23 protein-coding genes are annotated in these 24,960 nt (G+C 71.6%); 7 read left to right on the top strand and 16 right to left on the bottom strand.

Features of this window, described 5'->3' with window-relative positions:
* Positions 1 to 8: 8 nt before the first annotated feature.
* Both OG439_RS03750 and OG439_RS03745 read right to left on the bottom strand, forming a co-directional pair.
* The gene (locus tag OG439_RS03750) at positions 9 to 2,888 is read right to left on the bottom strand and encodes a S8 family serine peptidase (RefSeq protein ID WP_326947912.1); all 2,880 of its coding nucleotides are present in this window, start codon (positions 2,886 to 2,888) and stop codon (positions 9 to 11) included.
* Between the two features lie 575 nt (positions 2,889 to 3,463).
* Positions 3,464 to 5,032: a deoxyguanosinetriphosphate triphosphohydrolase family protein gene (locus tag OG439_RS03745; protein ID WP_326947911.1), complete on the bottom strand. Its 1,569-nt coding sequence runs from the start codon at positions 5,030 to 5,032 to the stop codon at positions 3,464 to 3,466.
* Positions 5,033 to 5,133: 101 nt separating this feature from the next.
* Here OG439_RS03745 and OG439_RS03740 point away from each other — a divergent pair, with 101 nt between their 5' ends.
* On the top strand, positions 5,134 to 5,529 hold the full coding sequence (locus OG439_RS03740) for a PASTA domain-containing protein (RefSeq protein ID WP_326947910.1): 396 nt from the start codon (positions 5,134 to 5,136) through the stop codon (positions 5,527 to 5,529).
* On the opposite strand, the gene OG439_RS03735 is transcribed toward OG439_RS03740, so the two are convergent.
* Positions 5,526 to 6,161 (bottom strand): SRPBCC family protein, encoded by a 636-nt coding sequence (locus OG439_RS03735; RefSeq protein ID WP_326947909.1) that lies wholly within the window; start codon positions 6,159 to 6,161, stop codon positions 5,526 to 5,528. The genes OG439_RS03740 and OG439_RS03735 overlap by 4 nt on opposite strands.
* Positions 6,158 to 6,511 carry an ArsR/SmtB family transcription factor gene (locus OG439_RS03730; protein ID WP_326947908.1) on the bottom strand — a complete coding sequence of 118 codons (354 nt, stop codon included), beginning with the start codon at positions 6,509 to 6,511 and terminating at the stop codon, positions 6,158 to 6,160. Before OG439_RS03730 ends, OG439_RS03735 begins: the two co-directional genes overlap by 4 nt.
* 137 nt (positions 6,512 to 6,648) lie before the next feature.
* Between OG439_RS03730 and OG439_RS03725 the strand changes: the two genes are divergently transcribed.
* Positions 6,649 to 8,310 (top strand): GGDEF domain-containing protein, encoded by a 1,662-nt coding sequence (locus OG439_RS03725; protein WP_326947907.1) that lies wholly within the window; start codon positions 6,649 to 6,651, stop codon positions 8,308 to 8,310.
* 242 nt (positions 8,311 to 8,552) lie between these two features.
* Here the strand turns inward: OG439_RS03725 and OG439_RS03720 are convergent, their stop codons facing one another.
* Genes OG439_RS03720 through OG439_RS03705 form a run of 4 tightly spaced genes read right to left on the bottom strand, consistent with a single transcriptional unit; the run spans position 8,553 to position 12,173 of the window.
* Positions 8,553 to 9,713: a sulfotransferase family protein gene (locus tag OG439_RS03720; RefSeq protein ID WP_326947906.1), complete on the bottom strand. Its 1,161-nt coding sequence runs from the start codon at positions 9,711 to 9,713 to the stop codon at positions 8,553 to 8,555.
* Between the two features lie 8 nt (positions 9,714 to 9,721).
* A complete protein-coding gene (locus OG439_RS03715; protein WP_326951485.1) occupies positions 9,722 to 10,504 on the bottom strand; it encodes an SDR family oxidoreductase in 783 nt (260 codons plus the stop codon).
* A 2-nt stretch (positions 10,505 to 10,506) separates the two neighbouring features.
* Entirely contained in the window at positions 10,507 to 11,697 is a 1,191-nt protein-coding gene (locus OG439_RS03710; RefSeq protein ID WP_326947905.1) for a hypothetical protein, read from the bottom strand.
* A complete protein-coding gene (locus tag OG439_RS03705; RefSeq protein WP_326947904.1) occupies positions 11,694 to 12,173 on the bottom strand; it encodes a nuclear transport factor 2 family protein in 480 nt (159 codons plus the stop codon). Before OG439_RS03705 ends, OG439_RS03710 begins: the two co-directional genes overlap by 4 nt.
* A 57-nt stretch (positions 12,174 to 12,230) precedes the next feature.
* Between OG439_RS03705 and cysD the strand changes: the two genes are divergently transcribed.
* The 3 genes from cysD to OG439_RS03690 all read left to right on the top strand — a co-directional run bounded on the left by cysD (position 12,231) and on the right by OG439_RS03690 (position 16,218).
* Entirely contained in the window at positions 12,231 to 13,145 is a 915-nt protein-coding gene (gene cysD / locus OG439_RS03700; protein ID WP_326947903.1) for a sulfate adenylyltransferase subunit CysD, read from the top strand.
* Positions 13,145 to 14,956, top strand: a complete 1,812-nt coding sequence (cysC, locus tag OG439_RS03695) for an adenylyl-sulfate kinase (RefSeq protein ID WP_326947902.1) — start codon at positions 13,145 to 13,147, stop codon at positions 14,954 to 14,956. Before cysD ends, cysC begins: the two co-directional genes overlap by 1 nt.
* A 107-nt stretch (positions 14,957 to 15,063) precedes the next feature.
* Positions 15,064 to 16,218, top strand: a complete 1,155-nt coding sequence (locus OG439_RS03690; RefSeq protein ID WP_326947901.1) for a trypsin-like serine peptidase — start codon at positions 15,064 to 15,066, stop codon at positions 16,216 to 16,218.
* On the opposite strand, the gene OG439_RS03685 is transcribed toward OG439_RS03690, so the two are convergent.
* The 3 genes from OG439_RS03685 to OG439_RS03675 form a co-directional block, all read right to left on the bottom strand.
* Positions 16,215 to 16,868, bottom strand: a complete 654-nt coding sequence (locus OG439_RS03685; RefSeq protein ID WP_326947900.1) for a response regulator transcription factor — start codon at positions 16,866 to 16,868, stop codon at positions 16,215 to 16,217. The two genes, OG439_RS03690 and OG439_RS03685, sit on opposite strands and share 4 nt — an antisense overlap.
* Positions 16,865 to 18,082 (bottom strand): sensor histidine kinase, encoded by a 1,218-nt coding sequence (locus OG439_RS03680; RefSeq protein WP_326947899.1) that lies wholly within the window; start codon positions 18,080 to 18,082, stop codon positions 16,865 to 16,867. The genes OG439_RS03685 and OG439_RS03680 overlap by 4 nt, the downstream gene beginning before the upstream one ends.
* Positions 18,083 to 18,286: 204 nt before the next feature.
* Entirely contained in the window at positions 18,287 to 18,829 is a 543-nt protein-coding gene (locus OG439_RS03675; RefSeq protein WP_247049221.1) for a snapalysin family zinc-dependent metalloprotease, read from the bottom strand.
* 184 nt (positions 18,830 to 19,013) lie between these two features.
* Here OG439_RS03675 and OG439_RS03670 point away from each other — a divergent pair, with 184 nt between their 5' ends.
* Positions 19,014 to 20,957, top strand: a complete 1,944-nt coding sequence (locus OG439_RS03670) for an ABC1 kinase family protein (protein ID WP_326947898.1) — start codon at positions 19,014 to 19,016, stop codon at positions 20,955 to 20,957.
* On the opposite strand, the gene lepB is transcribed toward OG439_RS03670, so the two are convergent.
* Positions 20,881 to 21,591 carry a signal peptidase I gene (lepB, locus tag OG439_RS03665; protein ID WP_326947897.1) on the bottom strand — a complete coding sequence of 237 codons (711 nt, stop codon included), beginning with the start codon at positions 21,589 to 21,591 and terminating at the stop codon, positions 20,881 to 20,883. The two genes, OG439_RS03670 and lepB, sit on opposite strands and share 77 nt — an antisense overlap.
* Positions 21,592 to 21,674: 83 nt before the next feature.
* Positions 21,675 to 22,007, bottom strand: coding sequence for a YnfA family protein (locus OG439_RS03660; RefSeq protein ID WP_326947896.1), 333 nt, complete (start codon positions 22,005 to 22,007; stop codon positions 21,675 to 21,677).
* Positions 22,008 to 22,025: 18 nt separating this feature from the next.
* Here OG439_RS03660 and OG439_RS03655 point away from each other — a divergent pair, with 18 nt between their 5' ends.
* A complete protein-coding gene (locus OG439_RS03655) occupies positions 22,026 to 22,820 on the top strand; it encodes a DUF4184 family protein (RefSeq protein ID WP_326947895.1) in 795 nt (264 codons plus the stop codon).
* Here the strand turns inward: OG439_RS03655 and OG439_RS03650 are convergent.
* From OG439_RS03650 to OG439_RS03640, 3 genes are read right to left on the bottom strand one after another with little or no spacing between them, the layout of a single operon-like run.
* Positions 22,810 to 23,205, bottom strand: coding sequence for a metal-sulfur cluster assembly factor (locus OG439_RS03650; RefSeq protein ID WP_247049216.1), 396 nt, complete (start codon positions 23,203 to 23,205; stop codon positions 22,810 to 22,812). The two genes, OG439_RS03655 and OG439_RS03650, sit on opposite strands and share 11 nt — an antisense overlap.
* Positions 23,202 to 23,651 (bottom strand): Fe-S cluster assembly sulfur transfer protein SufU, encoded by a 450-nt coding sequence (sufU, locus tag OG439_RS03645; protein ID WP_247049215.1) that lies wholly within the window; start codon positions 23,649 to 23,651, stop codon positions 23,202 to 23,204. Before sufU ends, OG439_RS03650 begins: the two co-directional genes overlap by 4 nt.
* On the bottom strand, positions 23,648 to 24,937 hold the full coding sequence (locus tag OG439_RS03640; protein WP_326947894.1) for a cysteine desulfurase: 1,290 nt from the start codon (positions 24,935 to 24,937) through the stop codon (positions 23,648 to 23,650). Before OG439_RS03640 ends, sufU begins: the two co-directional genes overlap by 4 nt.
* Positions 24,938 to 24,960: the final 23 nt, after the last annotated feature.

The following is a 24,960-nucleotide window of genomic DNA, read 5'->3' as shown; positions in this document are numbered from 1 at the left end:
GTGCAAACTTACTGCGGGTGCACCGGCCCGTTGTTCGTCGCGCCGTGCACGTTCGACGGCCGGCCGGCGGCCGCCGGCTGGACGAACCCGTTGATGTGCAGGGCGACCGAGCGGATCGAGCCGACGTCGCCGCCGGCCGCGTCGACCACCCCGAACGTCCAGGTGCCGTCGACGACGGCCCCGGCCAGGCTGCCGAGGGCGTTCGCCGGCTTGTACGAGCCGGTGAACGGCGCGTTGGCCGACGTCACCGTGCTGAACGCGACCGCCGCGTCGTCGGCGAACACGACCTTGCACAGGTTCTTGCCCGAACCGCCGTTGCGCTGGAACACCGTGGCCTTGGCCCCGGACGGCGAGGTCAGCGAGCCGACCAGGTCACCGACGTAGGAGTGGTTCAGGCCGACCGCCGTCGAGAGCGGGTCGGTGCTGCAGGTGGTGCCGTCCACGGAGAACGACACCTTCGCGGCGCGGCCGACCCCGGTGACCGGGATGGTCACCGAAGCGCCGACCGGGCTGTTGTCCGGGATCGCGACCGGCGCGCCGGTGTAGGCGAAGTCCTGCGCGACCGGCGACGGGGTGCCGACCGGGAGCGAGAACGTCGTCGTGGTGGGCGAGTGCGCACCGGCGAAGCTGACCTTGGCGTTCAGCACGACCGGCACGCCGAGCTGCTGGCTCGCCGGGACGGTGATGGTGAAGTCGTTGACGCCGGTCTGTCCCGGGCTGATGGTGCCGTAGGACTTCGAGCGCGGCGCCACGGTCACGCCCGGGGTCGGGCTGGTGAGCACGACGCTGGTGGAGACGGCGGCGCCGTCACCGTCGTTGGTCACCGGCAGGGTCACCTTGGCGGTGTCGCCCGGGTCGAGCGACGAGCCGCCGTCGGCCGGGGTGACCGTCGGCTGCTTGGCCACGGCGAGCGGCTGCGGGCTGGCGCCGGTGTAGGCGAGCACCTTGTCGGCGAGGATGACGCCCGAGCCGGTGACGTTGTCGCGGCCCGGGGTCTCGATGTCGACGGCGGTGTTGATCAGCGCTTCACGGACCTCCGACGGCGGCAGGCCGGGGTTGCCCGAGAGCACCAGCGCCGCGATGGCCCCGGCGTGCGGCGCGGCGGCCGACGTGCCGAAGAACGGGCTGAAGCCGGTCACGCTGGTCTGGACGCCGTCGGCCGCGGTGATCTCCGGCTTGTTCCGGACCTCACCACCGGTCGAGGAGACGTTGCCCGGGGTGATCGGGGTGCCGTCGGCCTCGTAGAACACGCGCCGCGGGCCGTCGGAGCTGAACCGCTCGGCCTTGGAGGTGCTGCTGAACGAGCCCGGGAACGGACCGGTCGGGTTGGCCGGGTCGCCCGGCTCGAGGGGCCGGCCGAACGCCGCGGCCGCCGGGGTGGCGGCCACGCTGAAGGCGTCGCGCGCGGCCGAGTGGCCGACCGTCACGCCCGGGGTGTTGTAGGCCTTGAGGCCGTCCGCCGAGTCCTTGAACCGCCCGCGCAGCGCGGACAGCGACAGGTAACGGCCTTCACCGGAGAACTTCACGACGGCCAGGCGCAGGCCCGTGCCGCCGAACGCCGGCGTCTGCAGGATCTCGAACGGGTCCTGGGTGCCGTCCTGGACGTCCTGGCTGAAGTCCACGACCGCGCCCGCCGAGTTCAGCAGGTAGAGGTCGTAGTCGTTCGCCGAGGCGCCGAGCGGGTCCGACCAGTGCAGCGTCACCGGGACGCCGGCCGAGGACGCGTCGGAGAGGGGCTCGTAGATCTGGTTGCCCGCCGCGCCGGCGAAGTTGTGCGCGACACCGGCGAACTTGCCGACCGACTTGCCCGAGTCGACGAAGTCGCCTTCCCAGTGCCCGGCGGTGCCGTCGAGGACGTTGCCCTCGTTGCCCGCCGAGGAGAAGTACAGCGCGCCGTTCGCCGTCACGTCGTTCACGGCCTGGGCGATGATCCAGTCCTGGAACGGGCTTTCCTTGAAGTAGATGACGTCGTCGACGATGACGTCGCAGTGCGACTCGAAGCGGAGCTTGCGGATGTTGTCCGCGAAGCTGGCGTCGGAGTTGAACGCCGACGCGAAGCCGAGCGCGGCGTTGGGCGCGAGGTCGTGGATGATCTCGAGCATCGCGGTGCCCTCGTCGCCGTCGCCCTCCTGCCCGGCGATGACGTCGACGTTCGGCGGCAGCTCACCCTTGGCCTGCGAGGTGGCCAGCGAGTCGATGCCGTCCGACAGGGCGCACGCCTTGACGCCGACGCCGGTGACGCCGAACTGCTGGCGGGCGATGTCGGCGTTGTGCGCGCGGTCGCCCTGGCTGGTCAGCGTGGCGGCCGCGGCGGCGCTGCGCTGCTGGGTCTTGCTCGACAGGGCCTTCTGCAGCTCACCCGAGATGCGGGCGGCCTTCTGCTGCTTGGTCTCGGCGGCCTTGCCCGGCGTCGTCGCGGGGGTGGCCAGTTCGCGGGCGGTCAGGGCCTGGTCGGCCTGCTCGACGCGCTTGACGTCGCCGCGGGCGGCGATCGCGCTGACGGCGGCCAGCGGCACCTCGGCCCGGATGCTGCCGTACCGGTCGGACACCGCGCGGATGCCCGCCCCGGCCTTGGTGAGCCCGGAGATGAGGTCCGGGGAGACCTTGGTCGCGCGGATGTCGACCAGCACCGTCCCGGTATTCGAGACAGCGGCCCCGGACTGCAGTGCGTTCAGCTGCTTCCCCACGCCCTTTTCGGCGACGAGCAGCTTGCTGTCTACTTTGGACTCAGCCCCGGTCTTCCCGGCCTTGACGGCCTGGAGCGCGGCGATCTGCTGCTGCGCGGTGGCGGTGAAGGTGTCCGGTGTGGACGCGGTGGCGGCGCCCGCGGCGGGCGGCGACACCAGGCCGAGCGCGGCGAGCAACGCCGCCGCTCCGGCCGTGAGCACAGTGGATCTCGATCTCGTGGAACGGGTACGACGCACGTGCGCCCTCCGATATCTCCAGGCGCGTGCCCCGACTCACGCTGACCGACGCCGGTGATCACCGACGGGACCAAGCTAAGTACTGTGAGTTCTCTGTAAGCATCAGCCGTTCGAGTGACATCGGATGGGTATTTTCCTGAATGGACCGTAAGTCGTAGGCCGTTCAGCGGAACCGCTCAACCGTTACAGGACGAACGAAACGGACCAGCCGCGTCAAGCGATACCACTGCACGGGATCGTCGCGATCGGACAAGAATCGGACATGGTCCGTCAGAGGACGAACGAGTCCGACCACGGCTGGGCCGAGCGGCCGGACAAAGCGTCCAAAAGAGTCACCGCCTGCTTATCCGTCACCGCCCGGCCGCGCACGACGGCACCCCGCTCCCAGGCCGGCCGCGGCCGCCGAACCGTCCGCTGAGCGCCGACTCCAACGCCGTGCGGGCCAGGCCCATGCCGCTTTCCCCCGCTGGCCGGCGGCTCCGGCACCGCGCGTCCACACCCCGGGGCGGCGCAGGCCTACCTACAGCAGCGCTCACCCGTCAAAGGACGAACGAGTCCGACCACGGCTGAGCCGACCGGCCGGACAAAGCGTCCAAAAGGGTCACCGCCTGCTTGTCCGTCAACGACGCCACGAAGTCCACCACCGCCCGGCCGCGCGCGAGGTTGCGGACCGCGTCGCGGCCGGTCACCGGCTCGCCCGTGGCGCCGACCAGCAGTTCCGGCGCCGTGCGGGCCAGGCCCGTGTACTCGGCGCGGGCCAGCTCGACCAGGTCGTGCAGCCGACGGGGCAGCCGGGAGACCTCGTCACGGTCCAGCAGCCAGGCGTCGAGCGCGTCGACCAGGCTCGCGACCACGCCGGCCTGGCCGCGCTGGTGCAGCGCGAGGTCCGGGCGCAGCAGCACGAACCGCCGGTGCACGAACTTGAGCACCTGGACCTCGTGCCATTGGGCCGTCGCGAGCGTCACGTGGCCGGCGCGGGTGGACGGCGAGGCGACCACGAACACGCCGTCGACCAGCCGGGCGGTCCAGTTCGCGGAGAACGCCGCCGTCGCCTGCTCGGCCTCGGTCGAGCCGTCGAAGGCGCCGGCCAGCAGCCCGTCGACGAGCTCCGCGCGCACCCGCGCGACCGCCGCGGCGAAGGCGTCGTCGTCGACGATCCACGCGTCCTTGGCGTGCATGCGGCGGCGCAGGCGTTCCAGCGACCGGCCCGGCCGGCGCAGCTCGGCGTAGAGCGTCTCGTCGTCGAGCCCGGCCAGCTCATCGGCGTGCAGCAGCCACTCCCCCAGCTCCGCGGCGACCGGCGCGTGCTGCAGGACGCCGATGCGGTGGAAGTCCTGCAGGTCGTGGATGGCGTAGGCGATGTCGTCGGCGGTGTCCATCACGGACGCCTCGACGGTCTGCTGCCAGCTCTCGACGCGGCCGGCGAACGCCGCGCGCGCCTGCTCGAAGTCGTCCAGCTCGGTGGCGTAGGCGGAGAACTTGGCCGCGCCGGTGCCCGGGTGGTCGTCCGGCTCGGCGGCGCCGCGCGGCGGGACGGCCATCTCCGACGGGTGCGGCGCTGGGTGGTGCAGCCGCAGCCACGGGTACTTGAGGACCGCGGCGCGCACGGCGGTGGTGAGGTCCAGCCCGATCGCCGACGGCCCGCGCACGTCGGTCGTGGTGATGATGCGGAACGACTGCGCGTTGCCCTCGAAGCCGTCGGCGAGGCCGAAGCGGTGCCGCGCGATGCGGTCGAGCGTCTGCTCGCCGAGGTGCCCGAACGGCGGGTGCCCGAGGTCGTGCGCGAGCGCGGCGGCCTCGGCGACGTCCGGGTCGCAGCCGCCCAGCTTCGCGGCGAGATCGGCTTCGGGCCCGGCGGTGATCCGCTCGGCGATGGCCCGCGCGACCTGCGCGACCTTCAGGCTGTGGGTGAGCCGGTTGTGCAGCAGCCCGGCCCCGCCGGCGCTGACCACCTGCGTCACGCCGCCGAGCCGCGCGAAGAACGGCGACGCGGCGATCCGGTCGCGGTCGATCCGGAACGGGCTGCTCGCCAGGTCGGTGAACCCGCCGGCGTTGGCCACCGGGTCCCGTCGAGCCGCTCGGGGGTCCGTTTCGGTGCCGTGATCCATACGCCCGACCTTATCCGGCGCCCCCGGAATCACCCGATCGATGGGCAACACCGCGTGTTCACGGGCCGACTGACGGGGTATCCGCCCACCGAGGAGCTGCCATGATCAGTCCGATCCGCGTCGCCGCCGCCGCTGTGGTGCTGAGCGCCGGGCTCGCCGCCTGCGGTGCCGGCCCCACGAGCGGCCCCGGAGCGACCACCACGTCCGCTACATCCACCTCCACCTCCACCTCCGCCGCCGAGCCAACGTCGGCGGCACCGACGTCGGCCGCGTTGATCAAGGTCCCGGACGTCTCCGGCATGAACCACCAGGACGCCCAGAACGCGATGCAGAAAGCCGGCCTCTACAACCTGCGCGAGGTCGACGGCACCGGCCAGGGCCGCGCGCTGCTGATCGACCGCAACTGGGTCCAGACGGGCCAGGACCCGGCCCCGGGCACCGAGGTCCAGCCCGACGCGGTGATCACCTTGACCGCGGTCAAGACCGCGGAGCGTTAGGCCTCCGGCTTGGCCGTGTACGCCGCCAAGGTGCGGTCCGCCGCCGCGCGGGCGTTGACCGGGTCGGCGCCCGCCGCGACGTCGGCCTGGTACCAGGCTTCGCTCGACGCCGTCATGAACTCGACGCCCGACGGCGACATCATCCAGGCCATCGCCGCTTCCGGGTCGACGGCCTTGCCCGGGTCGGCCAGGTGCAGGACCAGGCCGACCAGCATGCCGTCCCAGCCGATGCCGACCGCGCCCGGGCCGAACTCGTCCCAGCGGTCGTCGACGTGCGCGACGTGCTCCAGCTCGAACCGCGTGCCCGCGCCTTCCGGCGTCAGCCGCACCTCGATCCAGCTGACGGTGTCGCCGAACCCCCACGTCGCGGCGAAGCTGTGCGGCGGCTCGCAGCGCTCGACCGTGCCGCCCGCGTTGCCTTCCAGCTGGTAGTGCCCGCCGAGCTTCAGCTCGCCGCTGACCGGCAGGAACCAGCGCGGGATGCGCTCGGCGTTCGTGCAGGCGTCCCAGAGGTCGTCGACGTCGGTGTCGTAGACCTGGCTGATGGTCAGGACGCGGGCGTCCTTCGCGTCGATCACCCGGTCGCCGAGCGTCCGGCGGACGGCGCTGATCTGGTGGCTGGAGTCGATCACGGAGAGTCTCCTTCTTCTTCACGGAGGCGCCGGGAGCGCTTGCCGCGGGCGATTTCGGTGGCCAGGGCGTCGAGGTGCGGGGTCCAGGACCGGCGGAACCGGTCGAGCCAGACGTCGACGTCGCGCAGCGGCTCGTGCCCGACCGCGTACAGCCGGCGCGTGCCCTCCTGACGGACGAGCGCGAAGCCGTTGTCCCGCAGCACTTTCAGGTGCTGGGACACCGCGGGTTGCGAGATGCCGAACTCGGCCCGGATCACCTCGGTGACCGCGCCGGCGGCCCGCTCGCCGTCGGCCAGCAGCTCCAGGATGCGGCGGCGGACCGGGTCGCCGAGGACGTCGAACGCGTGCACCCGGCCAAACTACAAGCGGCCACTTATATAAGTCAAGCGTGATCCAGTAACCCGATGTGCGTAACCCGGGTGCCGCTGCGATGAACATCAGCTGACATGGGTTTCGTTTCGGCGCGGGACCGGCGAGCATCGGAAGCGTGAAGTCGCCACGCGCGGTCCGCTTCGCTTTCCAGCCGCTGTACAGCCTCCACACCGGAGGCGTCGTGGCTCACGAAGCGCTGGCCAGGCCGGCCCACGGCACCGTCGCGGAGCTGCTGACGCAGGCGCGCCGCGAGGGCCGGCTCGCCGAGGTGGACCTCGGTCTCGCGATCGCCGCCGTCCGGCAGGACGAGACGTCGCTCCCGCTGCACCTGAACCTCTCCGCCCGCACGCTCGGCGCGCCGCCGGCGATGTTCGACGACCTCCTGGCCGAGCTCGGCGACGCCGGGCGCCGCACCCGCGACGTCGTCCTCGAGCTCGGCCCGCCGTTCTCCCCGCTGCCGGCCGAGCGCGCGCTGAGCGGGATGCGGGCGCTGGCCGACCTCGGCTTCCGGCTCGCGCTCGACGGCCTCGGCCGCGGCGACCTGCCGCTGAGCCTGCTCGTCGAGGCGCCGGTCGACCTGGTCAAGCTGGACCGCACGGTGCTGCGCGGGCTGCCGGACGACCCGGCGTCGGTCGCCGTCGCCGAGGCGATGCTGCACTACACCACCCGCACCGGCACCCGGCTGGTCGCGACCGGCCTGGAGACCGACGCCCAGCTCGACGCGGTCCGCGGGCTCGGCATCCGGATCGCCCAGGGCAACCTGCTCGCCCCGCCGACGGCGGCCGGCCCGGCGCCGGCGCTGCTCACCCGGGCACCCGCCGTCGCCGCCCCGGGCCCCGCCCAGTGCGTCGGCGACTTCCTGCGCCCGGCCACGACATTGCCGGAAACCGCGACGTGCGACGAGGTCCGCGAGGTGCTCGCGGCCGCGGACGCGCCGTCGGGCGTCATCGGCGTCGACGAGCTGAACCGGCCCCGCTGGTCGGTCGACCGGACGCGGTTCCTGGTCGCCGTGACCGGGCCTTACGGCCACGCGCTGCACGCGAAGCGCCCGGCCGCGCGGCTCGCCGACGCCCCGCACACGATCGAAGCGCGCGCCGGGGCGATGGAGTTCCTCGAGCTGGTCACCGACGCCGACTGGGGCCGCACCGGCGACGACGTCGTGGTGGTCGACGACACCGGCCGCTGCCTCGGCGTGGTGCTGGTGACCGAGGTGGTCCGCGGCGTGGCCGAGGCGAAGGTCGAGGCCGCGGCGGCGCTGAACCCGCTGACCCGGCTGCCGGGCAGCGACACGGTGGCCCGCGACGTCGCCCGCCGCATCACCATCGGCGAGGCGTTCGTGGCCGCGTGGCTGGACATCGACGCGTTCAAGACGGTCAACGACACGGCGGGTTTCGCCGCGGGCGACGACCTGATCCGCGAACTGGGCGCGGCGCTCACCGCACAGGCGGGCGGCCTGCGCCGGATGCGGGTCAGCCACGTCGGCGGCGACGACTTCCTGGTGGTCTGCGACGTCGACGAGATCGCCACGGTGGCGGGAGCACTGCTGGACCGCCGTTGGTCGGCGGACGGCCTCCCGGTGACGGTCTCGCTGGCGACGCTGGTCTGCGGAAGCGGCTCGATCCGGTCGTACCAGGAGGTTTCGCGGCTGCTGGCGCCGCTGAAGAAGCGCGCGAAGTCGGTGCCCGGGTCGAGCTGGGTGCTCAGCCGCCCGGGCGCGGAGCGCGTCGAAGTGCTGCGAGGAATCGGGACCCGAGGCCTGCAGGCCGCCGCCGGTTAGGAGTCTGCCGCGGCTCGTCGTGAGTGGTAATGCGGGTTAGAACCCTCATTACCACTCACGACCCTCGCACCGCACGAAAGTCGCACTGCATCGCCACACGGCGGCGAGAGTTATCAGCCGCCAAGCGCGGACCAGGCCGGAGTCCTGAGACACCGGGACCTGAGGACTGCAGGCCGCCGCCGGATAGGAGTCTGCCGCGGCTCGTCGTGAGTGTTTAGGGCGGTTCTAACCGCCCTAAACACTCACGAGCCGTAGGTACGCGAGTAATCCGCGAAACGCTCGTCGACTTCCTCCGCCGTCAGGCCGAAGTCCGCCAGGCTGTACTTGTGCACCGGCTTCGCCGCGCCCGTGCGACTCCCCTCGTGCACCGACGTCATCGCGGAACGCGCCGAAGGAGTCAGCGTCAGTCCGAAGTGGCCGTACACAGTGGACACCGTCCCGATCGGGTCCGCGACGAAGTCCTCGTACGCCACGTCATAGAACTGCGCCGCGTCATAACGGGAACGCGCCGCGTGGAACTCGTCCGCACCGCGGGCCCACAGATCCAGCTGCGAACGGCCGATCACCTCGCCGCGGAACTTCGTCGACCAGCCGTCCGCGGCCTTCTCGGCCAGGCTGCACATCGAGCCCATGATCGTGCGCGGCGCGCGGTGCGTCTGGATCACCAGCGCGTCCGGGTACGCCGCCATCAGGGCGTCCAGCGCGAACAGGTGACTCGGGTTCTTGAGCACCCACCGCTTGCCCGCGTCCGGCAGCCCGATCAGCTGCAGGTTGCGGCGGTGCCGGGCGTAGGCGTCCGTCCAGTCCTGCTTCGCCAGCCAGCGCGAGTAACGCGGCAGGTGCGCGAGGCACTCGAACGACACCGACCGCATCGACTGCCGCAGCAGCTGCCAGCACTCCTCCACCTGGTCGGCGGACATGTGGTGCACCCCCATGAACTCCGGGTGCTCGACGTGGTGGCGCTCGTAGCCGGCCTGGATCCCCTGGAACACCGGGTTCTCCGCCCACGTCGCACGCGGCGGCCGCGGCTGCGGGACCTCGGCGAGCCACACCTCGAGGCCCTGGTGCGCGGGGTCCTCGACGAGCAGCCGGTGCAACGCCGTCGTGCCGGTGCGGGGCAGGCCGGTGACGAAGATCGGCCGCTCCACTGGGACGTCCACGTAAGCCGGGTGCTGCTTCCAGCCCACCTCGCTGAGCAATCGAGCCACCAAAGCGCCGCGCAGCATCGCACGGTGCACCTTGTTCCCGAACGGCGTCAGGTCCTCGTCGGCCTCGAACGACTCCAGCAACACGCGCAGGCCCTCGACGTACTCGTCGCCGCCGAAGTCGTCGAGCCCGGTGAGCTTCGACGCCGAGGCGTGCAGGTCGTCGAACGTGCCCAGGTCGGCCCGGCCGGGGAGCATGGATCCTCCTAGTGGTGGTACTCGCCGCCGTTGACGTCGAGGCACTGCCCGGTGATCGCGCGCGCCATCGGCGAGGCGAGGAAGACAACGGCGTCGGCGATCTCGTCGGGTTCCGGCAGCTTGCGCAGGTCGATCGTCGACGCCGTCTCGGCGTAGACCTCCTCCGACGTGATCCCGCGTTCCTTGGCCAGGTAGTTGAAGTACCACTTGAGGTTCGGCGCCCAGATGTACCCGGGCGCGACCGTGTTGACGCGGATGCCGTCCGGCCCGAGTTCGCTCGCGAGGCTCTGCGAGAGCGACAGCAGCGACGACTTCGCCATCTTGTACGCGCCGAACGTCCGCCGCGAGTGCCGCAGCACCGCCGAGTTGATCATCACCAGCGAGCCCTTGCTCTCCTTGAGCGCGGGCAGGAACAGCCGGGTCAGCCGCAGCACGGAGATCGCCGCGGTCTCGAAACCCGCGCGGACGGCGTCGAAGTCCACAGTGGCCAGATCGGTCAGCGGCGGGACGGCGAAGGCGTTGTGCACCACCGCGTCCACCCGCCCGAACGCCTCGACGGCCTCGCTCACCAGGTTCGCCGCGGAGTCGGCGTCGTCGATGTCGGTCCGGATCGCGACGGCGCGGCGTCCGAGGTCGGTGACCTCCTTCGCGACTTCGGTGAGCCGTGACTCGGTGCGCGCGGCGAGCACGACGTCCGCGCCGGCCATGGCGCTGCGCACGGCGATCGACCGGCCGAGCCCCGGGCCGATCCCCGAGACGACGACCACCTTGTCCCGCAACAACTCCGACATGCTCACCCCAGCATCCTGGCGGCGACGGCGTCCTGCCGGGCCGCGATCCTCGCCGCCCACTCCTCGGGCGTCACCCGCGCTTCCGTGTGGAACGGCAGCCGGTCGGGCAGGTCGTCGACCTTGACGACCTCGACGACCGGGCCGTCGGCCGGACCGAGGTCCCGCGCGATCCGCTGCCAGCGGATCTGGACGTACCCGCGGTCGTGCCCGGTGCGCTCCAGCCAGTTCGCCAGGCCGGGGTCGCGTTCGCTGATGACGAACCGGATCTTGCCGTCCGGGTCGACGCGCGCCTGGTCGGCGGTGAGGCTCGTCTGGTGGTTGATGTAGTCGAGCGAGACGTACCAGAGGCTGCCGAGCTGGATGCCCTGGTACGGCGCGTCGGCGCAGCGCGGGACGGTGACGATCATCGCCTCTTCGTCGCCCAGCTCGTAGTGCCCGGCCGAGGAGAACTGCGTGGTCAGCCCGCCCGGCGTCGAGCGCGGCTCGGTCATCGTGTTCACCGGCAGGTCGTCGTAGAACCACTTCGGGAAGGCCAGGAACGTCTTCAGCCGGCTCAGCAGGATCTTGCCGGTGACGCCGTAGCGCTTGGCCAGCGCCGGCCGGTCCGGCACCGGCGGCGCCTGCCCGGCGGTGTCGACGCACTGGATGCGGATCTCGCCACGCCGTTCGGTCGCCCAGTCGCTGTGGACCTCGCGCACGACGAGCATCGACGAACCGGCACCGAGGGTGAAGTAGTTCGGCCCGGGGTTCTCGCGCGCCGGGCCGAACCGCAGCTCGAACCGGCCGTCTTCGCCGATTTCGATGGCCCGGTCGTCGAACGCGGCGAGGCTGTCGGGCACCACGACCGGCGAATAGTCGCCGTTGAGGATCTGGAAGCTCAGGTCGGCAGTGGTCCCCCGGACGCCGGTGACCAGGTACTCACGGTCGTCGCGGATGTTCGCGTTGAAGTAGAGCGTGTCCGGGTTGTCCAGCCCCATCTTCGTGTACGGGCCGGTGGACGCCGTGAAGTACGGGAAGTCGCGCTGGTAGGCCCAGGCCATCTGCAGCGACGCGCGGATGCTGCCGGCGAGGTAGTCGTACCCCTCGAGGAGGTCCTGCTCGGTCTTCACGTGCGGCGCGCTCGCGAGCAGGTTTTCGGCCTCGACGATCGCCTCGGCGAACGGCCGCGTCAGCGAGAACTCGTTCTCGATCATGCGGGCACGGCCCAGCGGTTGGCGAGCAGCCGGAAGCCCGCGTCGCCCTCCCAGGAGGTCATCGACTCGTACGTCCGCGTGTAGCCGATGTGCGTCATCCGCCAGGCGCCGTCGGTGTCGCGGCGGTAGGTGTCCTCGTAGAACGCGGCGCCGTCGATGATCACCTTGTGGTCCGGCACGATCACCTTGTCGGTGAACGCCCACCGCCCGGTCGCGGTGTCGCCGTCGACGTCGATCTCGGGCTGACCTGCGTGGTGCACGGTGATGATGCCGTTGCCGAGGCTCTTGGTGAGGAACTCGAGGATCGCGTCGCGGCCGGCGAGCTGATGCCCTTCACGGCCCGTGGCGCGGGTCCCGTAGTCGGCCGTGGCGTCGACGGTGAACGTGTCGGCCACCTCGTCCCACTGCTTCAGGTCGACCGCGCGCAGGTAGCGGTACTTCAGCCGGCGGATCTCTTCGAGTACGACCAGGTCCATCGTCACAGGGTCCCGCACCGCTTGACCGATGACAAGAACATGTTCTACTTTTTTCGGATGTCCGTGACCTCGTACGAGCTGTCGCACCTGGCCGCGCTCGAAGCGGAGGCCGTGCACGTCTTCCGCGAAGTCGCGGCGACCTTCGAACACCCCGTCCTGCTCTTTTCCGGCGGCAAGGACTCGGTGGTGATGCTGCACGTCGCCGCGAAGGCGTTCTGGCCGGCGCCGCTGCCGTTCCCGGTGCTGCACGTCGACACCGGCCACAACTTCGACGAGGTGCTGCGGTTCCGCGACGAGACCGTCGCCGCCCTCGGCCTGCGGCTGCACGTCGCGAGCGTGCAGGACGACCTCGACGCCGGGCGCGTCGTCGAGGAGACCGGCCCGCGGGCCAGCCGCAACCGGCTGCAGACGGCCACGCTGCTGCGCGCGATCCGCGAAGGCGGCTTCGACGCCGTGTTCGGCGGCGCCCGCCGGGACGAGGAGAAGGCGCGGGCCAAGGAGCGCGTGTTCAGCTTCCGCGACGAGCACGGCCAGTGGGACCCGCGGGCGCAGCGGCCCGAGCTGTGGAACCTCTACAACGGGCGGCACCGGCGCGGCGAGCACATCCGCGTCTTCCCGCTGTCGAACTGGACCGAACTGGACATCTGGCAGTACATCCGCGACGAGCGGATCTCGTTGCCACCGTTGTACTACGCGCACCGCCGCGAGGTCGTCCAACGCGACGGCATGCTGCTCGCGGCGACGCGGTTCTTGTCGCTTGTGGACGGTGAGACGCCGTACGAGGCGACCGTGCGGTTCCGGACCGTCGGCGACGCCACCTGCACCGGCTGCGTCGAATCGTCGGCGGCCACACCGTCCGAAGTGGTCGCCGAAGTCGCCGCGACGCGCATCACCGAGCGTGGCGCGACCCGCGCGGACGACCGGATTTCCGAAGCAGGCATGGAAGACCGCAAGCGGGAAGGCTACTTCTGATGCAGCTGCTGAGGATCGCCACCGCGGGCAGTGTGGACGACGGGAAGTCCACGCTGATCGGCCGGCTGCTGTTCGACTCGAAGGCGATCTTCACCGACCAGCTCGCCGCCCTCGAACGCACGAGCCGCGAGCGTGGGGAGGACTACCCGGACCTCGCGCTGCTCACCGACGGCCTGCGCGCCGAACGCGAGCAGGGCATCACGATCGACGTCGCGCACCGCTACTTCGCCACGCCCAAGCGGAAGTTCATCATCGCGGACACGCCGGGGCACCTGCAGTACACGCGGAACATGGTGACCGGCGCGTCCACCGCCGACCTGGCGCTGGTCCTCGTCGACGCGCGCAAGGGCGTCCTCGAACAGTCGCGGCGGCACGCGTTCCTCGCGTCACTGCTGGGCATCGGGCACCTCGTGGTGTGCGTCAACAAGATGGACCTCGTCGGCTGGTCGCAGGAGCGGTACGACGAGATCCGCGAGGACTTCCGGCGGTTCGCGATGAAGCTCGACGTCGCCGACCTGACGTTCGTGCCGGTCTCGGCGCTGCACGGCGACAACGTCGTCCACCGCAGCGCCAGCATGCCCTGGTACGAAGGGACTTCGCTGCTGCACCAGCTGGAAGAGGTGCACGTCGCCTCCGACCGCAACCTGATCGACGCGCGGTTCCCGGTGCAGTACGTGATCCGGCGCTCGGACTTCCGCGGTTACGCGGGCACCATCGCCGGCGGCGTCTTCAAGCCCGGTGACGAAGTCGTCGCGCTGCCGTCCGGGTTCACCACCGAGGTGCGCGCGGTGTGGGGCCCGGGCGGAACACCGCTGGAAGAGGCGTTCACCGGACAGGCCGTGACCGTCGAACTGGCCGACGACCTCGATCTCGGCCGCGGTGCGATGCTGTGCCGGCCGGGCAACCGCGCGGAGTCGGCCCGCGAGGTCGACGCGCTGGTCTGCTGGTTCTCCGAGCGGGCCGAGCTGACGCCGGGCGCGACCTACGTCGTCCGGCACACGACCACCGAGACACGCGGGTCCGTGGAGCGGCTGGACTACCGCCTCGACGTCACCACCCTGCACCGCGACGAGATGGCGGAGTCGCTGGGGCTCAACGACATCGGCCGGATCCGGCTGCGCACCCGCGCACCCCTGCTGTTCGACGCCTACCGCCGCAACCGCGCGACCGGCGGCTTCCTGCTGGTCGACGAGCACACCGGTGACACGGTCGCCGCCGGGATGATCACCGGCGCAGCGGCGTCCCCGGTCGTCTGGCACACCACGGCGGTGCGCCGCGAGGACCGGCCGACCCACGGCGCGACGGTGTGGCTGACCGGGCTCTCGGCGTCGGGCAAGTCGTCGGTGGCGGTGGAGCTGGAACGCCGGCTCGTCGCGGCGGGCCGTCCGGCCTACCTCCTGGACGGCGACAACCTGCGCCACGGGCTCAACGCGGGTCTCGGCTTCAGCCCGGCGGACCGCGCGGAGAACGTCCGGCGCGTCGCGGAGGTCGCGAAGCTGTTCGCGGACGCGGGGGTCGTCGCGATCGCGTCGCTGATCAGCCCGTACGAAGCCGACCGGCGGCTCGCCCGGGAGGCGCACGGCGACCTCCCGTTCGTCGAGGTCTTCGTCGACACGCCCCTGGAGGTGTGCGAGGCGCGCGACCCGAAGGGGATGTACGCGAAGGCGCGCGCCGGGGAGATCACCGGGTTCACCGGCATCGACGCGCCGTACGAGCGGCCCGCGGCCCCTGACCTGGTGCTTCGTCCCGGCGACGGCGACCCGGCCGCGATGGCCGCGGCGATCCAGGCCCTGCTCGACGACGTCGGCTGACCGCTGCCCGTCCGGGCGGACTCGCGGTCCGGATGTATTTTTGCGGCCTTCGGCGCGCTCTTCCGGACGAACCGCACGCGGCGGTTCGGACCTGCGAGGGAGCGACCATGACCGACGGACCGTGGAGCCAGACCCGGCTGCTCGAATTCGAGCCCGAAGACGAAGGCGAGGACACCCGGCCCTGGGGCGTGGTGACCGAGTCGGCCAATGCCCTGTGGACCGGCGGCGGCCGCGACGTCGAGGTGGTGCGGAGCGCCGCGTACGACGGCGCGTTCACCCTGCGCACCGACGGGCCCGTCCTGTACGGCCTGCCCGGCGTCGAGGCGAACGAGGGCGAGGTCCGCACCCGCACGGCGGACCAGCGTGCGGACCGCGGTCGCCGTCAGGTCCGGGCCGACGCCCCCACGGGCGCGCCGCACCGGCCGAAGGGCGTCCCGCTGGGCATCCACCCGAAGACGACCACGTCGCTCGGCCCGACGCGGCGCGGCATCACCTCCCGCGGCACGAAGACCCTGTTGTCGGAGAACCACAGCACGATCATCGACGGCGAGTCCCGGTCGCTGGTCTACCCGTCGGCGTACCCGTACACGGCGGTCTGCAAGCTGTACTGCAGCTACCAGCCGACCCCGGGCGGGAGCTGGGTCACCACGTCCGAGGCGACCGGCTACCTGATCGGCCGCAGCACGCTGATGACCAGCGGTCACGTGGGCCCGCCGACGAGCGGGCCGTGGCAGATCAAGGTCATCCCGGCGTGCTGGAACGGCCAGTCCGTGTTCGGCGCCGGGCTGGTCAGCTACGTCCGGAGCTACTGGTCGTGGAACTCGGACTCGGGCAGCGACATCAAGGTCTGCCAGCTGTGGGACCCGATCGGGGACAACGTCGGCTACTTCGGCTACCGCGGGTACAACAGCGCCTGGGAGGACGGGGACTACTGGACCATGGCGGGCTTCCCGTACGACGTCAGCCTGACGTCCATGTCGTACGAGCCGGCCATCGCCGTCCGCGACGACGACGACGGTGACGACATCACCGTCAACGGCACGAGCTACGACACCACCCAGGTCGAGAGCGACGCCGACGAGGCGTCCGGCGTCTCGGGCGCGCCGCTGTGGGGCTGGTGGGACGACGGCCCGTACGCGATCGGCGTGCACCACGGCGTCGAGCACGACGGGACGATCTTCGGCACGGAGACGCTCTCCTGCGCCTCCGGCGGCGCGGGCTTCACCCAGGCCGCGAGCTGGGCCCGCGGGATGTGGGGCTAACCCGCCGGCGTCACGAACCCGGAGTCGTAGGCGCGGACGACGGCCTGGGTGCGGTCGCGGGCCCCGAGCTTGGCCAGCACGTTGCCGACGTGGGTCTTCACGGTCTGGATGCCCAGGTACAGCTCGGTCGCGATCTCCACATTGGACAGTCCGGCGGCCATCAGGCGCAGCACTTCACGCTCCCGCTCGGTCAGCCCGGCACTCGCCAGCCCGTCGCCCGCCGGCGACGGCGAGTGCCGGGCGGCCAGCTTGCGGATCGCCGCCGGGAACAGCAGCGACTCCCCCGCCACCACGGTCCGGATCGCCGCGACGATCTCCTCCGGGCGGGCCCGCTTGAGCAGGAACCCGCTGGCGCCGGCGACGAGCGCGTCGTAGACGTAGTCGTCGTTCTCGAAGGTGGTCACCACGATCACCTTCGGCGGACTATCCACAGTGGACATCAAGTGCGTGGTGGCGCGGATCCCGTCGACCGCGGGCATCCGGACGTCCATCAGGACGACGTCGGGGCGCAGCCGGGCCACCAGCCCCGGCACCTCGGCGCCGTCGGCGGCCTCGCCCAGCACGGCGAGGCCGGCTTCGCTGTCGATGATGGCCTTCAGACCGGCGCGGATCAGCGGTTCGTCGTCGACCAGCAGCACCCCGACGTTCATCGCCCGCTCCCCCACGGCACCCGCACCACGACCTCCCACCGCTCGCCGGCCCGTCCGGCCGTCAGCTCACCGCCGAGCACCGCCGCCCGCTCGGCCATCCCGCGCAGGCCCCGGCGGCCCGCCCGCGGCGTCGCGCTGCCGAGCGGGTTGCCGACCCGGGCGACGAGGCCGGTGGCCGCGACGTCGACGTCCAGCGTCACCGGGACCTTACCGGCGTGGCGCACGGCGTTGGTCAGGCATTCCTGCAGGATCCGGTAGACCTCGCGCGACACCACCGGCGGCACGGCGGCCAGATCGCCGTCGATGCCGGCGATGACCTCGGCGCCGGCCAGCCGCGTCGCTTCGAGGAGATTCGGCAGGTTGGTCAGCGACGGCTGCGGCGTCCGGCCCGCGGCTTCTTCGCGGAGCAGCCCGAGCACGTGGTCGAGGTCGTCGAGCGCGGTGCGGGCCGAGTCCTCGATGGCGCCGAGCGCGCGTTCGGTGAAGTCCGGATCGGTGCGCAGCGTCCGCCGGGCGGCGCCGGCCTGGATCGAGACGACGCTCAGCGCGTGCCCCACCGAGTCGTGCAGCTCCCGGGCCAGCCGGTTGCGCTCGGCGAGCAGCTCGGTCCGCCGTTCCAGCTGCGCGATCCGATCGGCGGCGGTCATCCCGAGCAGCCGTTGCGCGGCCAGCCGCAGAACCCCGCCGATCACCCACACGGCGTAGATCAGCACCACCACGGCCACCGCGAAGACGACGGGGATCCACGCGGACGCCCAGCCCTTCGGCACGGTGACCTCGGCCTCGCCTTGGATCAGGTTGCCGGTGAACACGGCGCTCACGGAGAGCCCGAAGGCGACGGGCGCGGCGAGGCTGACCAGGCTGACACCGCACCCGACGAGCACGTGGAGCGCGAACATCACGGCAGCCCGGACCCGCCCCGGCCGGGTGTGCGGTTTCGCGGGCGCGCCGGGAGCGGGATTGTCGAGCAGCTCCCGGACGGCGGTGGACTCAAGGACGTGCACGGCGGGCAGGAACGCGGTCCCGGCCACGACGAGCAGCGTGACAAGGCCACCGATCCCGGCGGCCCGGTCCAGCGTGGTGGTGAAGGGCAGCAGCGACGGCACGGCCACGGCGGCGAAGAGCAGGTAGGGCACGCTGATCGCCCCACCGAGGACGAGGTACACCCAGCGGCGGTAGGTAGCCCTGCTCACCAGCGGCCGGAGTACACGCACAAGCCGATCTTCGCAGCTCGCGGGGTCAGGCGCTTCCCTCTCGCGATGGAGGCGCCCCCGGGCCGAAAGCAGCCCCCGCCCTCTCCGGGGGGTCGGCCCCGCTTCCAGCGTATCGGGGCCCACCGACGGAAGCGCCGGAAAGCCGCCGGCGGCGCCTGGTTGTCCACATCTCGACCACCCTGTGGGCAACCAGGCGCGAAGCGGCTAGTAGGCGACCTGGCGGGTCTCCGCCGTGCGGGCGGCCGCGAAGCCGTTCCTCCACAGGGACTGGACCTTCGCCGCCTCCGCCGCGGACGGCTTCGCGTTCTTGCACGCCGTGCCCGGGCCGTGGCCGGACATCAGCTCGGTGCACGGGCCCGTGTAGTCGTCCGGCAGGCCGAGGTTGTGGCCCAGCTCGTGCGCGGCGATGCGCGTCGGGTCGAAGCCCTCGGCGACCTGGCTCGTGTCGAGGTAGATGTCGCCGCGGCCGTGGCCGTTCGTGTTGGTGTACGAGCCGCCGCTGTGGATCTCGTGGAACACCACCGTGGCACCGCTGCTGCGCTTGACCAGCTTGACGTCGGTGACCACGGCGTTCCAGTTGGCCGCGCCCTGGTCGATCTGGGCGAGGTAGTCGGCCGCGCCGGACGAGTTGTAGTACACCGTCGTGACCGCGGCCGGCGCGGCGGAAGCGGTGGTGAGCCCGGCGCCCAGGGGCACCGCGACCGCGGCGGCCAGCACCAGGACCCGGCCGAGCAGACGTCCGTTCATCGTGTCTCCTTTTGTCCGTTTAGAGAACACTTCACCGTAGTTCGCGCGGTCAGGTTAGAAGTCAACGTCGCCCGGTGGCCACGGCCGAAAGTAGCTCCCTCGCGGGAGGGAGCCGGGTCCCGCCGCTGCGTGAGCCCGGCGATGGCGCCGCCGTGGTCTGCTCGGCCACGGCGAAAGGGAACCGATGAACTTCTTGCTGGGCCTGCTGACCCTCCCCGTGTACGTCCTCGTGCTGTGGCCGCTGGTCGCCGCGTCGCGCCGGGTGCTCGGCGTGCGCATCGGCGCCGTCCGCGCGCTGTGCGGCGCGGCGTTCGGCTGGCTCGTCGCCGGCGGGGTCGCGCAGGCGTTCCCGAAGTCGTTGCCCGGCCACGGCGCGGCGTTCCTCGGGCTGCTGATCCCGTTGGCGGGCAGCGCTTTCCTCGCGACGCTCGTCTTCCTGTTCGTCGCCGAGATGGCCTTCCCGGGCGGGCTCGGCCTGGGCCGGCTCCGCGCCGCGTACGCCCGGGTTTCGCGCGCCCGCCGGTACTCGCAGATCAGCCGGATCGCGATCAAGCACGGCCTCGGCCGCTACCTCGCGGGCCGCCGCGAACCCGGCCTGGCGCCGGGACGGCAGGCCAAGCTCGCCCGCTCGCTGCGCCGCGCGCTCGAGGAGGGCGGCGTGACGTTCGTGAAGCTCGGCCAGCTCCTGTCGACCCGCGCGGACCTGCTGCCCGCGGCCTTCGTCGAGGAGCTCGGCAAGCTCCAGGACCAGGTCGCCCCCGCGCCGGCCGACGCCGTCCGGGCGGTGCTGGAAGCCGAGCTCGGCGGCTCGCCCGACGACGTCTTCGCCGAGTTCGACCCGGAACCCCTTGCGGCGGCGTCGATCGCGCAGGTCTACAAAGCACGGTTGCGCAGCGGCGAGGACGTCGTCGTCAAGGTCCAGCGCCCCGGGGTGCGGGAGCAGGCCGAACGCGACGTCGACATCGTCCGCCGCGTCGCCGCCGCTCTGGAGGAGCGGGCGGACTGGGCGCGCTCGCTGGGCGTCGCCGAACTCGCCGACGGCTTCGCCACGGCCCTGGCCGAAGAGCTGGACTTCACCATCGAGGCCCGCAACATCGCCGCCGTGGCCGCCACTTCCGGCCCGGACGTCGCGCTCCCGACCGTCCACAAAGCACTGTCCACTGAGCGCGTACTGGTGATGTCCCGGTTGAGCGGCAAGCCTCTGGAGACGGCGCCGGCGGCCGAGCGCGACCGGCTCGCGAAGTCGCTGCTGCGCTGCCTGCTCGACCAGATGATGATCGGCGGCGTCTTCCACGCCGACCCGCACCCGGGCAACCTCCTGCTGCTGACCGACGGCCGCCTCGGCCTGCTCGACTTCGGCTCGGTCGGCCGCCTCGACGCCGGGCTGCGCGGCGGCCTGCAGAACCTGGTGCTGGCCCTGGACCGCGGCGACCCGGCGGGGCTGCGCGACGGGCTCCTGGAGATCGTCGACCGCACCGGCGACATCGACGAGCAGCGCCTCGAACGCGCACTCGGCGCCCTGCTCGCCCGCCACTTCGGTCCCGGCCGCACGCCGGACCTCGCCCTGTTCACCGGCCTGTTTCGGGTGGTCGCGGACTTCCGGCTGAGCGTCCCGCCCCCGGTGGCCGCGGTGTTCCGGGCGCTGGCCACGGTCGAGGGCACGCTGTCGGCGCTGTCGCCCGGCTTCGACGTCGTGGCCGAGTCCCGCGCGTTCGCCGTCGAGCAGGTCGGCGCCGGACTCCGCCCGGCCTCGCTGGGCCGCACGGCCGTCAACGAGCTGACGGCGCTGCTCCCGGTCCTGCGCCGCATCCCCCGCCGCGTCGACCGCATCGGCGCCGCACTGGAGGAGGGCCGGCTGTCGGTCAACGTCCGGCTGTTCTCCGACGAACGCGACCGCGACGTGGTGACGAGCCTGGTCCACGAGGTCCTGCTGGCCTTCGTCGGCGCGGCAACGGGTCTGATGGCGGTGTTCCTGCTGACCGGCACGACCGGCCCACGGCTCCTGCCGGAGCTGACGCTGAACCAGGCCTTCGGCTACAACCTGCTGGTGATCAGTGCGCTGGTGGGGCTGCGGCTGCTCTTCGTCGTCTTCCGGCGCTCCGGACAGCGCTCACGATCACGCCGATGAGCCCGGCGAAGAACAGCACGACCCCGCCGGCGATCCACCAGCGCAGGGTGGGCAGAGTCGAGTCGGAGTACGGGGTTCCGGGCAGGCCCGCGTCGGTGAAGGCGGTCACCGGCGCCAGCGGCCGCGGGGTGATGACCGTGCCGGTCGCGACCACGAACCCGATGACACCGGACAGCCGCACGGAACCGCTGAACCGCGAGTCGTCGGAGTTGCCGCGGTTGTCACCCTCGACGAAGATCGCGCCGTCGGGCACCTTGGCGGAGAACCCGAAGAGCGTGTCGTCGCCGGGGTCGAGGTAGGGCTCGGTGATCGGCTTGCCGTTGATCGAGAGGTGCCGATCGGTGCAGCAGGCGACGGTGTCGCCGGCGATCCCGACCACGCGGAAGACGCTGACGCCCTCGTGGCTCGGCTGGGCGAACGAGCCGGCGTCGATGGCGACGAGGTCCCCGCGGTGCACCTCGGTGTCGGTCGCCCGGCGCACCACGAGCTGGTCACCGGGCACCAGGGTCGGGCTCATGTGCGGGTCCGGGATCTTGTAGGCCTCGTACCCCACCATGATCCGGCCGACGCCGTAGACCCCGGCGGCCACCCCGAGCACCGCGACGACGATCATCAGGAGCAGCACCTTGGACACGCCGGAGCGCTTCGGCGGAGCCGGTGGTGCGAGAGGGAAAGCGGGTTCGGTCACGAAGATCTATCGGGACACAGTGGACAGCGTTACCCCGTCCGGGGCGCGTACATGATCACCGCGACGCCCGCGAGACACAGCAGCGCGCCGATGACGTCGTAGCGGTCCGGGCGGTAGCCGTCCGCCACCACTCCCCAGGCCAGTGAGCCCGCCACGAAGACTCCGCCGTACGCGGCGAGGATGCGGCCGAACTGGGCGTCCGGCTGGAGGGTGGCCACGAAGCCGTACAGGCCCAGCGCGACGATGCCGCCGCCGATCCAGATCAGGCCGCGTTGTTCGCGGACGCCCTGCCAGATCAGCCAGGCGCCGCCGATCTCGAAGACGGCCGCCGCGAGGAACAGCAGGATCGACCGCAGGAGCACACCGGGATACTAGCTCCCGTGCCGTTCACGCTGAGTCATCCCGCCGCCGTGCTCCCGCTGGCGAGGCGGCCGCTGGTGTCCTCGGCGCTCGTCGCCGGGTCCGTCGCGCCGGACGTCTTCTGGTTCGTGCCACGGCTTCCCGGCGTCGGCCTCACCAAGACCCACGAGCTGACCTCGGTCCTCTGGCTCGACCCGCTCCTCGCGCTGGTGATCCTCACGCTCTTCCAGGTCCTGCTGAAGCGACCCTTGCTGGCCTTGGCCCCGAAATCACTGGCCGAACGGCTCCCCCGCCACTTCAGCTGGAAGCGGCCGGGCTGGATCGCGCTGTCGCTGGTCATCGGCGCCGCCACGCACGTCGGCTGGGATGCCTTCACCCACGAGAACGACGGGTTCCCGTTCCTGCGGATCCCGCTCGTCACCGGCGTCGACGTCGGACGCCTGATCCAGCTCGTCAGCACCATCGCCGGGGCCGGGATCCTCGGCTGGTGGCTGCGGAAGTGGTACCGCGGCGCGCCCACCAAGCCGGCGCCGAGAGCCACCCGCCACCGCGGGCCGGTGGTGGCGCTCCTCCTCGTCGGCGCGCTGGCCGGCGTCCTGACGAGCGTCCTGCCGTTCCTGGCCCACCACGACCCGATGACCCGCGCGGGCGTCGTCGGAAACGCGACCTACCTGCTGGCCACCGGCGCCTGCACCGGGTTCGCCGTCGCTCTCGTTCTCTACGCGCTGGTCTGGCACGCGCAGTATAGGTCGTTATACACGAAGCGGGCCACCCCGGAGGGTGACCCGCTCGATGCGACGGAAGTCAGACGGTGAAGCCGAGGGCGCGCAGCTGCTCGCGGCCGTCCTCGGTGATCTTCTCCGGGCCCCACGGCGGCATCCAGACCCAGTTGATCCGGAAGTCCTTGACGAGGCCGCCCGACGTCAGCGCGGCCGACGTCTGGTCCTCGATGACGTCGGTCAGCGGGCAGGCCGCCGACGTGAGCGTCATGTCGATCGTCGCGCTGTTGTCCGGCTCGACGCGGATGTCGTAGACGAGGCCGAGGTCGACGACGTTGATCCCGAGTTCCGGGTCGACGACGTCGCGCATGGCCTCCTCGACGTCCTCGAGCTTCGCGAGCTCGATGTCCTGCGTCGCGGTGGTCTCGGCGTCGAGGTCGGCGGCGGTGCGCCCCTCACGAGTGGCGGTCTCTTCGGTCATGCTTTCTCAACTCCACTGGTGGTCCGGGCGACGGCGTCCTTGAAGGCCATCCAACCGAGGAGGGCGCACTTGACCCTGGCCGGGTACTTGGCGACGCCCGCGAAGGCGATGCCGTCCTCCAGCACTTCCTCGTCCGGTTCGACCTTTCCCTTGCCCTGCATCAGTTCGACGAAGGCGTCCATGGTGGTGAACGCTTCCTCGAGGGTGTGCCCCACGACCAGGTCCGTCATGACCGACGTCGAGGCCTGGCTGATGGAACAGCCCTGGCCGTCGTAGGAGACGTCGGCGACCTTCCCGTCGTCGAGCTTGACCCGCAGCGTCACCTCGTCGCCGCAGGTCGGGTTGACCTGGAACGACTCGGCGTCGAACGGGTCCCGCAGGCCGCGGCCGTGCGGGCGCTTGTAGTGGTCCAGGATGATCTCCTGGTACATGCTTTCCAGGTTCACTGGGCCACCCCGAAGAACTTCTGGGCCTCACGAACACCCGCTACCAGGGCGTCCACTTCGGACAGCGTGTTGTACAGGTAGAACGACGCCCGCACGGTCGCCTGCGCGCCGCACGCCCGGTGCAGCGGCCACGCGCAGTGGTGGCCGACGCGGACGGCGATGCCGAGGCTGTCGAGCACCTGGCCGGCGTCGTGCGGGTGCACGCCGTCGATCACGAACGACACGGTGGCGCCGCGGTCCTTCAGGTCGGTGGGCCCGACGATCCGGACGCCCGGGATGGCGCCGATGCCTTCGAGGGCGGCCGCGGCGAGCTCGTGCTCGTGCGCCGCGATCCGGTCCATGCCGATGGCCGAGAGGTAGTCGACGGCCGCACCGAGGCCGATGGCCTGCGACGTCATCGGCACGCCCGCCTCGAACCGCTGCGGCGGCGGCGCGAAGGTGGAGCCCTCCATGCGGACCATCTCGATCATCGACCCGCCGGTGAGGAACGGCGGCATCGCCGAGAGCAGCTCGGTGCGTCCGTAAAGGACACCGATGCCGGACGGGCCGAGCATCTTGTGGCCGGAGAACACCGCGAAGTCGACGCCCAGCGCGTGGAAGTCCACCCCGAAGTGCGGCACCGACTGGCAGGCGTCGAGCACCGTGAGCGCGCCGACGGCCTTGGCCTTCTCGACGAGCAGCGAGACCGGGTTGACCGTGCCGAGCACGTTCGACTGGTGCGCGAACGCGACCACCTTCGTGCGAGGCGTGATCAGTTCGTCCACATCGGACAGGTTGAGCCTGCCGTCCGCAGTCACCTTGAACCACTTCAGCGTGGCCCCGGTGCGCTGGCACAACTGCTGCCAGGGCACGAGGTTCGCGTGGTGCTCCATCTCGGTGATGACGATCTCGTCGCCCGGGCCGACCCGGAAGCGCGAGGCTTCCGGACCGGCCGTGGCGGCGTTGCTCATCGAGTACGCGACGAGGTTGATGCCCTCGGTCGCGTTCTTGGTGAACACCAGTTCCTCGGGGTCGGCGCCGACGAACTCCGCGACCTTGGCGCGCGCGGACTCGTAGGCGTCGGTGGCCTCTTCGGACAGCTGGTGCGCACCGCGGTGGACGGCGGAGTTCGACGTGAAGATGTAGTCGCGTTCGGCGTCGAACACCGGCGTCGGGCGTTGCGACGTCGCCCCGGAGTCCAGGTACACCAAGGGTTTCCCGTCGCGAACGGTGCGCGACAGGATCGGGAAGTCGGCGCGCAGGGCGGCGACGTCCAAAGGAACAGAGCTAGCCGAGGTGGTGGTCATCGGGCCGGCTCCTCTCTTTCTCT

Origin of the sequence: Amycolatopsis sp. NBC_01307 (genome assembly GCF_035975215.1) — a bacterium.
Classification (GTDB): domain Bacteria; phylum Actinomycetota; class Actinomycetes; order Mycobacteriales; family Pseudonocardiaceae; genus Amycolatopsis.
Note: the sequence above shows the minus strand (reverse complement) of the source record. Positions and strands in the feature narration are given on the sequence as shown.

Bases quoted from the DNA above. Each gene is read 5' to 3' on its own strand.
- OG439_RS03745 (WP_326947911.1), bottom strand. From the start codon at position 5,032: ATGGATCACGGCACCGAAACGGACCCCCGAGCGGCTCGACGGGACCCG.
- OG439_RS03720 (WP_326947906.1), bottom strand. From the start codon at position 9,713: ATGCTCCCCGGCCGGGCCGACCTGGGCACGTTCGACGACCTGCACGCC.
- OG439_RS03715 (WP_326951485.1), bottom strand. From the start codon at position 10,504: ATGTCGGAGTTGTTGCGGGACAAGGTGGTCGTCGTCTCGGGGATCGGC.
- OG439_RS03650 (WP_247049216.1), bottom strand. From the start codon at position 23,205: ATGACCGAAGAGACCGCCACTCGTGAGGGGCGCACCGCCGCCGACCTC.
- cysC (WP_326947902.1), top strand. From the start codon at position 13,145: ATGCAGCTGCTGAGGATCGCCACCGCGGGCAGTGTGGACGACGGGAAG.
- cysD (WP_326947903.1), top strand. From the start codon at position 12,231: ATGTCCGTGACCTCGTACGAGCTGTCGCACCTGGCCGCGCTCGAAGCG.
- OG439_RS03690 (WP_326947901.1), top strand. From the start codon at position 15,064: ATGACCGACGGACCGTGGAGCCAGACCCGGCTGCTCGAATTCGAGCCC.
- OG439_RS03675 (WP_247049221.1), bottom strand. From the start codon at position 18,829: ATGAACGGACGTCTGCTCGGCCGGGTCCTGGTGCTGGCCGCCGCGGTC.
- OG439_RS03670 (WP_326947898.1), top strand. From the start codon at position 19,014: ATGAACTTCTTGCTGGGCCTGCTGACCCTCCCCGTGTACGTCCTCGTG.
- OG439_RS03640 (WP_326947894.1), bottom strand. From the start codon at position 24,937: ATGACCACCACCTCGGCTAGCTCTGTTCCTTTGGACGTCGCCGCCCTG.
- OG439_RS03740 (WP_326947910.1), top strand. From the start codon at position 5,134: ATGATCAGTCCGATCCGCGTCGCCGCCGCCGCTGTGGTGCTGAGCGCC.
- OG439_RS03685 (WP_326947900.1), bottom strand. From the start codon at position 16,868: ATGAACGTCGGGGTGCTGCTGGTCGACGACGAACCGCTGATCCGCGCC.
- OG439_RS03705 (WP_326947904.1), bottom strand. From the start codon at position 12,173: ATGGACCTGGTCGTACTCGAAGAGATCCGCCGGCTGAAGTACCGCTAC.
- OG439_RS03710 (WP_326947905.1), bottom strand. From the start codon at position 11,697: ATGATCGAGAACGAGTTCTCGCTGACGCGGCCGTTCGCCGAGGCGATC.